The organism is Gordonia effusa NBRC 100432 (assembly GCF_000241305.1).
GTDB classification, from domain to species: domain Bacteria; phylum Actinomycetota; class Actinomycetes; order Mycobacteriales; family Mycobacteriaceae; genus Gordonia; species Gordonia effusa.
The window spans coordinates 1-11625 of record NZ_BAEH01000114.1 but is presented as its reverse complement, the minus strand read 5'-3'; the positions used below and the strand labels follow the sequence as shown (position 1 = coordinate 11625).

The window sequence follows — 11625 nt, the reverse complement described above, 5'->3', positions numbered from 1 at the left end:
ACGCACGTCTCGCTCCGCTCGGCGAGTGCACTCGACCATCAACGGTAACCGCTCCCCTCGCCAGCCGAGTTGGGTGTATCGAGACCTCGCAACCGTCCCCCGGCGCCGCCCCTAAGTGAAGTCGATCCGCACCGACACCGGATCACTTTGCAGCGCACGGAAAGTCGATGCCGTGAGAGCCGAGAATAGCCGGTTTGTACCGAAACTACGTGCCCGCGCAATAACATCGTCTTCGGGGACGAACCGCGCCGTCCCCTCATGCCACGTGTCGCCGCGACGGATCCGCACCCTTGGGTCCGCGGCGATGTTGATCGCCCAACCCGATCGCGCCCCATGCTGTGAAATGATCCATGCGCCCGTGCCATCGAAGGACGCGGATACCGGCACCACCCGGGCCAGACCGGATTTGCGCCCGGTGGTCTCCAACGTGGTAGCGAAGTCGGTCCGGACGCCCAACTTACCCAATCCGTTCACCACCGGATTGGCAAAGTAGCGCCCCACCACACGCTCGAACCGAAACTTGCGCACCGCCTTATGATTGGTCGCCGCGGCATACGAACCTCGGCCAGATCGTAAGGCGTCCAACCCATTCCGCTTGAAGATTGCAATTCCGGTCCGCCACGCGCCGCGCTGCGGGTCGGGGTCATCGCCGGCACCCATCCGATGCAATTGGTCGGTATGCCATTGCAGGTCAAGCAAACCGTCGAGCATCTTTACCTGTGGCACCCTGGTGGCGAGGGCGGTCGAGCCGCCAAGTTTCACGTCGCCAGCGCTGATCTGCGACACCCCCAGGATGATGTGTTCAGCCGTTTCTGGATTGACGGCCGTTGGACGTCCCAGCCCGATCACGTCGCAGTCGCCGCTCTCCAACGCCTCGATCATCGCTGCGCGACTGCGGAATCCGCCGGTGACCGCGAGTGGCACCTTGCCCGCCGCCTGCCGCGCCGAGCGCGCGTAGTCGAGAAAATACGCTTCTCGCGCCTTGGTGCTCGCCGACCGTTGATCCGATCGCCCCATCATCGCCGGACTTTCGTAGCTTCCGCCGCTTATCTCGAAGAGGTCGATTCCCTCACGCGAGAGTCGCTCGATTACCTGTCGCGACTCGTCCTCGGTAAATCCGCCGCGTTGGAAGTCGGCCGAATTCAGTTTGACACCGACTGCGAACGACGGTCGGACCGCCGCTCTGATACGACGTACCACCTCGGTGACGAACCGCATGCGGCCCGCCAAGTCTCCTCCCCACTGATCGGATCGAGTGTTAGCCAATGGCGAAAGAAACTGCGAGACAAGGTATCCATGCGCGCCGTGAATCTGCACCCCGTCGAATCCCGCTGCCTCGGTGACGAGTGCGGCCTGGACGAACCGTTCGATAATCTCGTCAATCTCTCCATCAGCCAGTTCCCGCGGCTGGGGGAGCCCCGGCACTGCCATTCCAACCGCCGACGGTGCCACCGGACGTTCGCGCGTTGCCAATGGATTAGCTTGTCGGCCAGGGTGATTGAGCTGAGCCCAGATACGGCCACCACCATCCTGAGCGGTCTTCGCCCAGCGAGTCAGTTCATCGAGATGACGGTCGTCTTCGACGACGACATTGCCCGGCTCTCCCAGGTGTCGCCGGTCTACCATCACGTTGCCGGTGATGATGAGACCGAATCCACCCTGCCCCCAGCGGCGGTAGAGACGTTCGATACCCACGCCGGGAGCATTCTCCGCGGTGCCGAGACCTTCACTAAGCGCCGCCTTCATAAGGCGGTTGGGCAGCACTTGCCCGCACGCGAGACTCAGTTGGTCAGTCAATGCGGCCATCGTCGAACTCCTTCGCGGCCCGCCTCTCGACTAGACCGATCGGTGTACTGTCGTTTCGAAGGTAGTACACCGACCGGTATAGTGGCAACATGGCAGCCCGAGAGTCCCTCATCACCAGCGCCATCGAGTTGACCCGTGAACGAGGGGTTGACGGAACCGGTGTAGCGCAATTGCTAGAGCACAGCGGAGTGTCTCGCCGAACGCTCTATCTCAACTTCCCCGGCGGCAAAACCGAACTCATGACCGCCGCGGCACATGCGGCGGGCTCCGCGATCGGTGAAGCCATCTCGTTTGTCACGCAGAATGGCCGGCCCGCCGACGCTGTTCGCGGCTTCGTCTCGTGGTGGAAACAAAGTTTGGCAGCCGGGGACCTACGGCTCGGTTGCCCATTGGTCGCGACTCTGTTGGGCCGGGCAAACGCTCCCGATGCCGCCGCCGCGGCCGGCGCGGAGATCGAGTCGTGGGTCGATGTCATCCGGGATCGCCTGGTCGCGAACGGCACCGAACCGTCGGTCGCCGCCAGCCTTGCGACCACCATCGTCGCAACCGTCGAGGGCGCCGTATTACTCTCTCTCGCAAAGGGTTCCACCGATCCGATGGACCACGTCGAGCGGCACTTGATCGAGCTCACCGCGATGCACGTTCCGGACTGAGAGTCACCGAGCGCAGGGCGCGATCAACAGGTCACCGACGCCTACGTCAACGGGCAGGTCGACGACGACCGGCTCACGACCGGCCAGGCTGTACACCCCGACCTTGGCCGTCGACACCCGGTGGATCAAGCGCACCTCGCCCCAATCGGCTGCCACTCGCCCCGGTTCGGTGTCGAGAATAAGCTCTGGCCGGGCATAAGAAGGCATCGAATGGTCGACGCCAACCACCGCGACGACACGCACCAGAACGACGCCTCTCGCATCGTGATCGCCTGCCCACGGGAACAGCTCGCCGGTATCGAAGATGCACGGCGTACCACGTTGTCCCGCAACCGAGCTGGCCGACTGACCGTCGATCACGATGTCGGACACCGTGGCACGCGTGCCAACCGGCCAGCGCTTCAGATCAATCGGGTCAGGGATGCTTGCGCGCAATGTCGGCAAGATGGTGGTGAGCGTCATCAAACAGACCTCCGGTTCCGTGGCCGGGTTTCGGCCTACGTCCGGTCTAGCCGCAGAGTCCGCGACGACAAGACTTCTTTACGTCCTTCATACGGATTGAGCCGCGATCCGAACGGGTCATATACGCGGGGCCCGGTACAACGTCGCGATCGGACGTCCGACGACGGCGATCATCCCGATCACGAAGACAACCAAAACCGTTGGGAAATACCACGACTGGTCACGCACCCACATCCCGGCGATATTGATCATCGCGGACAACAGCAGGATCAAAGCACCGATTCCGGCCAGCATCGAGGCCATCAACTCGTCGAATTGTTTGCGGTGTTCGTTACCGAGCCAGTAGTCGCGATGCGGAGTGTTGATGACGCGTTGCGGTATCCGCTTGGCGTTGAGTCCCATGGCGAGAAGGGCGAATGCGATTACGACACCGATCAAGCTCATCACCAAAAAGCTTCCGCGCGAACCCCATTCGTCCGCGCCACCGGGTCCGTAGTGTATCGGCATCACATCCGGCCCACCGACCGCGACCACGAGCCAGGTGACCAGAAAGACCACCGCTGCCACCGCGAAGGCGAACACCGCTCCCCTCATGCGCACACCCCTGCGACGACAGTATCGACGGTACGTTCAGCCAACTCCATCACTTCCTTCCGATCGCGCGAGCGCAGCGGTCCTCGCAGCGCCATCTCCGCAAACCCGTGTACCGCCGACCAACAGGTCCACTGGGTACCCTCACGCCGATCCGATGGCAGGTCGCCGTCGGCGACCATCCGATCCAACGCATACGCCAACGCGAGATAGGCAGGTGATTGCTCGACGGTCGCCGGATCGTCGTCAACGGCGGCGAAGAACGCGACCGCGAACCAGCCGGGTTCACCGAGCGCGAACTCGATATAGCCAAGGCCAACAGCGCGAAGCAAGTCGACGCCCCGCGCCCCTTCGGACAGTGCGTTCGATTCGACCATCCGTTGCGCCATCGCCGCTTCGATCTCCCGCGACACCGCCGACAGCACCGCATCTCGGCTCGCGAAATGTCGATAGGCGGAATTCGGGGATACACCAACACGACGAGCTATCTCCCTCAGCGACAAGGCATCTGGCCCACCGGTTCTGGTCAATTCCAGCCCGACGGCCACCATCGCCGCGGGCAGATCGCCGTGGTGATAACGAGCCTCCGACACCTATTGACCCTCTCCAACGCGCGTGTGTACGCTGTGAACATTATCATGTGGACAGCGTGAACTTTACCTGGAGGATCCCATGGGCACCGATCTGCCACCCGTCGTCGACGCCGAAACCTGGCAAACCAAACTCGACGCGCTACGCGTTCGCGAGAAGGCGGCCACCCGAGAACTCGACGCGATCGCCGCGGCACGCCGACGGCTTCCGATGGTCAAAATGCCGGAGTACACGCTCGTCGGCGAAGACGGGCCGACATCGCTCGCGGATATCTTCGCCGGCCATTCCCAACTGATCGTCTACAACCACATGTGGTTCGACGACGAGCCGTGGCAATGCGGCGGCTGCACCGGCTATACCTCGCAATTCACCCGCCTCGAATTTCTCGACAATTACGACGCGCGGTTTGTCATCGTGACGCAGGGACCGATCGACCAAGCGCTGGCCTACAAACGCAAGGTCGGCAATATGATGACGTGGTACTCGACGGCTGACAGTCCATTTGGCGCCGACGTCGGAGCTCCACACCACGCGGGCTTCGCGATAAATGTGTTCTTACGCAACGGATCTGACGTGTACCGCACCTGGCATACCACCGGCCGCGGCACCGAACAACTCGGCCACAGCTTCGGCCTGATCGACGTTCTCCCCTACGGTCGCCAAGAGGAGTGGCAGGACTCGCCGGAGGGCTGGCCGCAATCACCGACCTACAGTCGATGGCCGTCGTCGGAACAGATCGCAGCGGCATACGGATAGTGCACACAAACGACGAATCGCCTATTCACGATCTTCTTCACTGTGCGCGACATTTCGGCTCATTATTGCGAATATGTGGGAATGCGCACCAAACACTCGCTTCTGAAAATACTTACCGCGATGCTCGCGATGACGCTCGTACTCCTCGTCGGCGGGTGCAAGAGCGACGACAAGGCGTCGAGCAGCACGGGCGCCAGCAACTCCGCCTCAGCCAACACCGCGTCGGGCGATTTCACTTGTCCCGAGAAGAACACCATCAAATTCGCTAAGACCAAGTTCGTGACGCATGCCGGGCTTGGATTCGGCGCCTTCCATCGATGGATCTACAAGCCGGCCCGCAACAGCGGGTTCAAGAAGGGCGCCGACGGCCGGATCAAGGCGTTCGTCAAGGCCGGTGCCGCGGCTCTCTTCGTCAAACGCGAAGTGCGCCTCGCGTCCGAAGACGCCAAGGCCAATCCCACCCTCTGCAAGGCAGTCGTCAGTCCACTCAAGTCGATCTCGGACAAGATCTCCGGCGCGGTCTCTAAAGCCAAGAGCGGCGATGTCACGTCCATCGACGCGCTGGAGTCCGACGTCAAGAACGTCATGTCCTCATCGCAGAAGCAGGGTGACACCATCACACCGGACGAGAACGCGAATATCTACGGGAAGTAGGCGGAGCCGCGGACAACCGCGCGAACGCGTATCTGTCGTGGGCAGCGAAAATGGTGATGTTGTCGTCGTTGTCTTGGCGTAGTTCCCTAAGCCGACGCACGTTCTGCACCCGGGCCAAGACCAGCCGTGGGTTGGGACTTCCGTAGACCAGCGTCGTCGGGTGCAGTCCACGGCAAAGCTGGCCGGTGTGCAGCAGCGCATCGCCGGCGTGGAGCAGCCACCCGGTGTCGGTGTCCACCGCGACGCCGATATGGCCATGCGTGTGTCCGTACAACGGGATTACGACAATCTCCGGCGGTAGTCCGGCTAGATTTCCCGCAACTTCCAGTCCGAACCAGGTCTCACCGTCGTCAAGCTCGTTGACCTGCCACTGCGGTCCATGTCGCCATTGCTGCGTCCGATATCGGAGTCGATTGGCCAGTCCAGGTGCCTGAGCTGCCCGCAGCTCGGGACCGTGTACATGCACGGTCGCCCACGGGAAGTCGGCGATCCCGCCCGCGTGGTCTAGATCAAGGTGAGTGAGAACGATATGCCGAACGTCGCGACGGTCGTACCCGAGCGCTTCGATCTGATGCAGCGCGGTCTCTCGCATGTTCAACTTCGGTGCGATCGCCAGGCGCGCCGGGCCCAGAAAGGTCGCGGGATCCCGGACACTGTCCGTGCCGAACCCGCTATCGACCAGTACCAGCGAATCAGACGTCTCGATGAGGAGGCAATGACTCACGAGTCCGAGAATCATTGTTCCGCAGTTCAGGTGATGCACCGCGCGCACAGTCATCGTCGGCCTCCCTCCGCTGCCCCCGGTACCACCACTCAGTAATCGCTGTCCTCGTAGACCACCATTCCGCGAATGTTGTTGCCCGCCAACATGTCGTCGTATGCCTGGTTGATGTCTTCCAGGCGGTAGGTCTGCGTGACGAGGTCGGCGAGATTCAACTTTCCCGACCGATACGCGTCGAGCAGTTTGGGGATCTGCGTACGCGGACCGGCACCGCCGAAGATCGCGCCCTGGACCCGCTTTTGCAACAGGGTCAGCTCGAACAAATTGAGTTTGACGTCCATCGCGGCGTAGTCGCCCATCCCGGTGACGATGACCTGGCCGCCCTTGCCAGTGAGTGACAATCCTTCGGCGACATACTCGCCCTTCATCTCCCCGTGGGTCAGGACAACGACGTTGGCCATTCTCCCCCAGGTAATCTCACCGACCACCGGCAGGGCCGCCTCGACGGAATCGAAAGTATGTGTGGCGCCAAGCTTTTCGGCCATATCACGCTTGAACTTCACCGGATCGACGGCAACCACGTAGCGCGCGCCAGCTGCCTTCGCTCCCTGCACCGCGTTAATGCCGACGCCGCCAATACCGAGGATCACGACAGTGTCGCCCACCTTGGTGTCGCCGATCTCCACCGCCGAACCCCAGCCCGTCGCCACTCCACAACCCAGGAGGGCGGCCTGCTGCAGTGGGATATCGTCTTCGATCTTGACCAACGACGCCTGATTGACGGTGATATACGGCGAGAAGGTGCCCAGCAAACACATCTGGGTCAGCCCCTCTCCGTTGAGAGTGACGCGATGAGTCTTGTCAGAGATGGAAAGTCCGGTCAGCAGACCGGCACCTTCATCGCAAATATTCTGCGCGCCAGCCGAACACGGCTCACAGGTGCCGCACGCCGGGATGAAGGCGGTGACTACGTGGTCGCCCTCCTGAAACCGGGTGACGCCTTCGCCAACCTTGACGACGACGCCCGCGCCCTCGTGGCCGCCGACGACAGGCATGGGCGCCGGGCTCTGGCCCGTACGCAGGTGATGATCGGAGTGGCATAGCCCCGAGCTCACGAGTTTGACTTGAACTTCGCCGGCCACCGGATCGCCGAGGTCGACCTCCTCGATCTTCCATTCTTCGTTGACACCGTGCAATACCGCAGCCTTCGTCTTCATACCGAAGATTGTGACGCGTGCACTCATGCGCATGGGGCAATACCGCGAAAGTTGTTCGCTAGTAACATCTTTCAACCGTGTCACGTGGGGCGTGGGGGGTCGGCGGGCGCGACGGTTCTAGTACCCCACAAAAATTCCGGGGTTCACGACACTATTTGTCGTGAACCCCGGAATATCTGTGGGGTATTTCTACTCGTTAGCCTCAGGCAGGGGCGCCTACCGGCTCAGCCGCGCTGAACTCACCCGCCGGTGCGAAGCGACCCAGCACGTCGTCGGCGGACTCGCCCGATACTGCTCCGATGAACGCGAGAACGTCGTCGCGACTTTCTAAGGTCAGCAACGGATTTGGATCCGACAGCAGGCCGAATAGTGCCGATGCGACATTCGCATTGACCGCGGCTGCCGGGAACGACAGTTCCAAATGCGTGGCGTAGTCGGGATCACCGAGGTACAGACGCGTTACCTCGACGGCGGCCCGACCGCGCAGCTCCCAATACTTCTCGAATTGCTCAGTCAGCCATTCTTCTGTAAACGGCTGTCCCGCATGCTCTTTCGCGGCCTTGACCAACTCCGACGCCTGAATAAGCGCGCCCTGCGCACCTTGTCCGGCGACCGGGTCGACCGAGATGACGGTGTCACCGAGTCCGGCGACGACATGACCGCCGCTGGTGGTGGCAACCGGCTTACGCACGGTGGGAGTCACCGCACCTTTAAGCCACGAATAGGGATCGGACTCGATGTTCTGCAACTGCGCGACAACTGGCGCATCCTCGGGGAAATACTCGGCGAAGATATCGATGATGGCCGCTCGCGCGGACGCCGCGTCGTTGACCGCGTCGAACTTCGACGCCCAGGCCCCTTCGGGCTTGGCGAACACGATGAACGACCACGTCGCCCCCGCATCCTTGTGCTGAAACGGTCCGAGGTAGACCTCGCCGTTCTCCGCGTCGAGGTTGAAGATCGCGTTCTGCGCGCCGTCACGATTCCGGTACGCGAACGCCTCCGGCGAATGTTCGACGCCCTGCAGGGTGACCTGCAAGAGACGACGCTGCGGCTCGTCGTAGTGAGTGCGATCGCGGTCGACCTCGAAGAGGGACGCCAACCCGCCCTTGCCGGTCGCGACAAAGGTGGCGTCATGACCCGCAGCGATGCCGTCGAGGGCTTCGACATCGACCGACGTCACCTCAAATTTGCCGCCGCCGTCCAGGAATCGGCCGATCCGATCGTCGGCGCGCAGCCGCACATCGACCGACTGCGAGACGTAGTTGTAGTCGGGATTGAATTCGAGGACGCGGGCCCGCTCGTCACCCGCACCCGAGTAGAGGCGGGTGCTGATGCCGGTGGTGTTGCCGATCGAATACAGGTCTTCGATGACCTCGGCATCCCAGTCTCGGGATCGACCGAAGAGCACGGCTACGCCGGTCGGCGGCACTTCGTCGCGCAACGCCGACCGCGGCTTGTCGCTGTAAAGCGTGACGTCGAATCCGGCATCACGCAGGCCGAGCGCTGCGGTGGCGCCGGCAATACCCGCGCCGACAATCGCGATGGATTGGGTGGTTTTCTCTGACATGGAAGGGTCCTCACTGTGCGATTCAACGTTGGATTGCTGGCAGTGAGAGTGCCGCGACGAGGGCCCCGGGAGAAGGGTTAAGAGCAGCGCGAACGAATCACCGCGGCGAAAACCCATTACCCTGTCCTGCTGTGAGTTCTTCTCAGACCGCGGCGCCGGCCGCGCGACCGACCGAAACGAAGTCGTCGCCGGAGTACCGGCTCGACCTCGATGGTCTGCGCGGCATCGCGATCGCCCTGGTCGCGATCTTTCACGTCTGGTTCGGACGAGTGTCCGGCGGCGTCGACGTCTTCTTGACCTTGTCCGGCTACTTCTTCGTTGCCTCACTGCTCAAACACGTGCTCGCCACGCAGGCCCCGGCCGCGCCGTGGGCATTGGCGATCAATCCCGGCCCCCGACTCTGGCGTCTAGCGCGACGACTCCTACCCGCGCTGCTGCTGGTCCTGGTCGTCATCGTCGCGCTGATCGTCGTCGTGATGCCGAAAACCCGCTGGGGAACGTTGGCGTCCGAGGTAATCGCGAGCGCGCTCTACTACCAAAACTACGAGTTGGCGTTCGCATCACAGGACTATCAGGCCGCCGGGTCGGCGAACAGTCCGATGCAGCATCTGTGGTCGATGTCGATGCAGGGGCAGTTCTTTGTCTTGACGCTGGTTGCCGGGCTACTACTGGGCGGGGTACTCAAATTCCTCGGCGGCCGATTCGACTTCTTCGCGAATCCCAAGGTCGTGCGCAACATCTTCGGCGGCTCGCTGGCGGCCGTCGCGCTGGTGTCCTTCGCCTGGGCCAACTATCGACATTCGGTTAATCAACCGTTCAACTACTACGACACCGTTGCCCGACTATGGGAACCGCTGGCCGGTGGACTGCTAGCGGTGTGGATGCCCAAATTAGCGCTGCCACGCTGGTTACGGAACACGCTGGCCGTCATAGCGCTGGTGTTGATCACCGGGTCGGGCTGGTTCATCGTCGGTGTTCAGGAATACCCGGGAATCCTCGCGTTGGTGCCCGCCGGCTCAACCCTGTTGTTGATCTGGGTCGGGTCCGCCCAGGCTCGCGCAGTCGACCCACGACAACCGCGGGATGTCGACGCCTGGCTCGCTCACCCATCGATTGTGTGGCTCGGCTCGGTGGCGTATTCGCTCTATCTGATCCACTGGCCGCTGCTGATCTTCTATCTGACGTGGCGGTACCAGGATGAGACGTCGTTCGTCGAGGGCACCGCGATCCTCGCGCTGTCGTTGCTCTTAGCTTGGGCGACAACGAAATTCGTCGAGGTACCATTGCGCGCCGGCCGCTCGACATTCTCGCGCGCCTATCGAGTCATCCTTGTCCTCGCGCTGGTTATCGCGACGGGCGTCGCCGCTACCACCGTCTCGATCTGGAAATACAACTCCGATCACGCCACAGTGAATACCGCCAACCTCGACCCGCGTCTGTATCCCGGTGCACGCGCCCTGCTGTACGACGCGCCGGTGCCGCATCTAGATCCACAACCCAGTCCGGAGGTCGTTGACAAGGACTGGCCCATCACGTCTTATGACTCGATCATCAGTGGCTGGCGCGACGAGTCGATCAAGGTCGGCGTATACGGCGACAAGAAGGCCAAACGAACGATCGCCCTGGTCGGCGGCTCACATGCCGAACAGTGGATTACCGCGCTCGACGCCATCGGTAAAAAACATCATTTCCGCGTCACGACCTATCTCAAAGTCGGCTGTGCGCTTACCACCAGTCACGTCTTCACGTGGTTCGGCAAAAAGTATTACCAATGCAATTCCTGGTCGAATCGGGTGATGGACCGGCTGGCCGTCGACAAACCCGACTACGTCTTCACCAACAGCACCCGACCCGTGGAGGACCAGGGCCGCGGTGACTTCGTGCCGCAGGACTACCTGGACATCTTCGCCCAATTCCGGGACCGGGGACAGAAGGTCATCGGTATCCGCGACAATCCGTGGTCGACCGGCAAGCTCAAGCCGCCAGAGTGCCTGGCGCAGGGCCGAAAGCCACAGGTCTGCGGTGTCACGCGGGCCCAAGCGATGGCCCCACAAGATCCGGCGGAGGCGATCAAGGGACAGTTCCCCAACATGTCGTTCCTGGACTACACCGACGGCATGTGCTCGCCGACCTATTGCTCGGCCGTCGTCGGAAACATCCTGCTCTGGCACGATTTCCATCACCTCTCGGCGACGTTCGTGCGATCACTGATCCCGACGATGGATGGCGACCTACGCAAGGTGCTGGGTTGGTGGTAATCGATCACATCGGAACGACTGACAGCTGACTGCCAGGTTCGGCTGATAGCGTTGCACACCGTCCGCGCACAAGATCCGACGATCCGAAAGTTCTGAGTTCGTAGATATGCCGTCAGTTGTTACAACGAGTGTCGACGCAGCTCGCGACGCTACTCGCAAGGCATATCTGCACCATCTCGATCTGATTCGGGCAACGACATTCTCGTTAGTGATCTTTGTTCACTGCCTCACCCAGACGACGAATGAAGAACTAAGCGTCGGAATCAATTCGGCTTCGCTATTACTGCATTTCACCCGCAATACGTTCTTCGCTCTGACCGGTTTTGTGCTGATGTACCAGAACTTC

Annotated in this window: 11 protein-coding genes and 1 pseudogene; 5 read left to right on the top strand and 7 right to left on the bottom strand. The window is 61.9% G+C overall.

Annotated features, from left to right (window positions below):
- Positions 1–111: 111 nt before the first annotated feature.
- Complete coding sequence (locus GOEFS_RS19605; RefSeq protein WP_007319695.1) at positions 112–1806, bottom strand: nitroreductase family deazaflavin-dependent oxidoreductase; 1695 nt, start codon at positions 1804–1806, stop codon at positions 112–114.
- An 89-nt stretch (positions 1807–1895) separates the two neighbouring features.
- On the opposite strand from GOEFS_RS19605, the gene GOEFS_RS19600 reads away from it, so the two are divergent.
- Positions 1896–2459: a TetR/AcrR family transcriptional regulator gene (locus tag GOEFS_RS19600; protein ID WP_007319694.1), complete on the top strand. Its 564-nt coding sequence runs from the start codon at positions 1896–1898 to the stop codon at positions 2457–2459.
- 3 nt (positions 2460–2462) lie between these two features.
- Here GOEFS_RS19600 and GOEFS_RS19595 read toward each other — a convergent pair whose 3' ends face one another.
- The 3 genes from GOEFS_RS19595 to GOEFS_RS19585 all read right to left on the bottom strand — a co-directional run bounded on the left by GOEFS_RS19595 (position 2463) and on the right by GOEFS_RS19585 (position 4105).
- Complete coding sequence (locus tag GOEFS_RS19595) at positions 2463–2921, bottom strand: hypothetical protein (protein WP_007319693.1); 459 nt, start codon at positions 2919–2921, stop codon at positions 2463–2465.
- Positions 2922–3038: 117 nt separating this feature from the next.
- Positions 3039–3515, bottom strand: a complete 477-nt coding sequence (locus tag GOEFS_RS19590; protein ID WP_040525680.1) for a hypothetical protein — start codon at positions 3513–3515, stop codon at positions 3039–3041.
- On the bottom strand, positions 3512–4105 hold the full coding sequence (locus tag GOEFS_RS19585; protein WP_007319691.1) for a TetR/AcrR family transcriptional regulator: 594 nt from the start codon (positions 4103–4105) through the stop codon (positions 3512–3514). The genes GOEFS_RS19590 and GOEFS_RS19585 overlap by 4 nt, the downstream gene beginning before the upstream one ends.
- Positions 4106–4184: 79 nt before the next feature.
- Between GOEFS_RS19585 and GOEFS_RS19580 the strand changes: the two genes are divergently transcribed.
- A complete protein-coding gene (locus GOEFS_RS19580; protein ID WP_007319690.1) occupies positions 4185–4859 on the top strand; it encodes a DUF899 family protein in 675 nt (224 codons plus the stop codon).
- Positions 4860–4940: 81 nt separating this feature from the next.
- Positions 4941–5513: a hypothetical protein gene (locus GOEFS_RS19575; RefSeq protein WP_040525678.1), complete on the top strand. Its 573-nt coding sequence runs from the start codon at positions 4941–4943 to the stop codon at positions 5511–5513.
- Here GOEFS_RS19575 and GOEFS_RS19570 read toward each other — a convergent pair.
- From GOEFS_RS19570 to GOEFS_RS19560, 3 genes are all read right to left on the bottom strand, one after another.
- Positions 5476–6291 carry an MBL fold metallo-hydrolase gene (locus GOEFS_RS19570; protein ID WP_007319688.1) on the bottom strand — a complete coding sequence of 272 codons (816 nt, stop codon included), beginning with the start codon at positions 6289–6291 and terminating at the stop codon, positions 5476–5478. The two genes, GOEFS_RS19575 and GOEFS_RS19570, sit on opposite strands and share 38 nt — an antisense overlap.
- 35 nt (positions 6292–6326) lie before the next feature.
- Positions 6327–7451 (bottom strand): NDMA-dependent alcohol dehydrogenase, encoded by a 1125-nt coding sequence (locus GOEFS_RS19565; protein ID WP_040525682.1) that lies wholly within the window; start codon positions 7449–7451, stop codon positions 6327–6329.
- A 202-nt stretch (positions 7452–7653) separates the two neighbouring features.
- Positions 7654–9021: a styrene monooxygenase/indole monooxygenase family protein gene (locus GOEFS_RS19560; RefSeq protein WP_007319686.1), complete on the bottom strand. Its 1368-nt coding sequence runs from the start codon at positions 9019–9021 to the stop codon at positions 7654–7656.
- A gap of 131 nt (positions 9022–9152) precedes the next feature.
- Here GOEFS_RS19560 and GOEFS_RS19555 point away from each other — a divergent pair, with 131 nt between their 5' ends.
- On the top strand, positions 9153–11279 hold the full coding sequence (locus GOEFS_RS19555; protein ID WP_007319685.1) for an acyltransferase family protein: 2127 nt from the start codon (positions 9153–9155) through the stop codon (positions 11277–11279).
- A 106-nt stretch (positions 11280–11385) separates the two neighbouring features.
- Positions 11386–11625 (top strand): annotated as a pseudogene (locus tag GOEFS_RS19550) (acyltransferase); the annotation flags it as partial.

Excerpts from the sequence above, each read along its gene's own strand:
- GOEFS_RS19565 (WP_040525682.1), bottom strand. The coding sequence starts at position 7,451 with ATGAAGACGAAGGCTGCGGTATTGCACGGTGTCAACGAAGAATGGAAG.
- GOEFS_RS19590 (WP_040525680.1), bottom strand. The coding sequence starts at position 3,515 with ATGAGGGGAGCGGTGTTCGCCTTCGCGGTGGCAGCGGTGGTCTTTCTG.
- GOEFS_RS19595 (WP_007319693.1), bottom strand. The coding sequence starts at position 2,921 with ATGACGCTCACCACCATCTTGCCGACATTGCGCGCAAGCATCCCTGAC.
- GOEFS_RS19570 (WP_007319688.1), bottom strand. The coding sequence starts at position 6,291 with ATGACTGTGCGCGCGGTGCATCACCTGAACTGCGGAACAATGATTCTC.
- GOEFS_RS19600 (WP_007319694.1), top strand. The coding sequence starts at position 1,896 with ATGGCAGCCCGAGAGTCCCTCATCACCAGCGCCATCGAGTTGACCCGT.
- GOEFS_RS19575 (WP_040525678.1), top strand. The coding sequence starts at position 4,941 with ATGCGCACCAAACACTCGCTTCTGAAAATACTTACCGCGATGCTCGCG.
- GOEFS_RS19560 (WP_007319686.1), bottom strand. The coding sequence starts at position 9,021 with ATGTCAGAGAAAACCACCCAATCCATCGCGATTGTCGGCGCGGGTATT.
- GOEFS_RS19605 (WP_007319695.1), bottom strand. The coding sequence starts at position 1,806 with ATGGCCGCATTGACTGACCAACTGAGTCTCGCGTGCGGGCAAGTGCTG.
- GOEFS_RS19580 (WP_007319690.1), top strand. The coding sequence starts at position 4,185 with ATGGGCACCGATCTGCCACCCGTCGTCGACGCCGAAACCTGGCAAACC.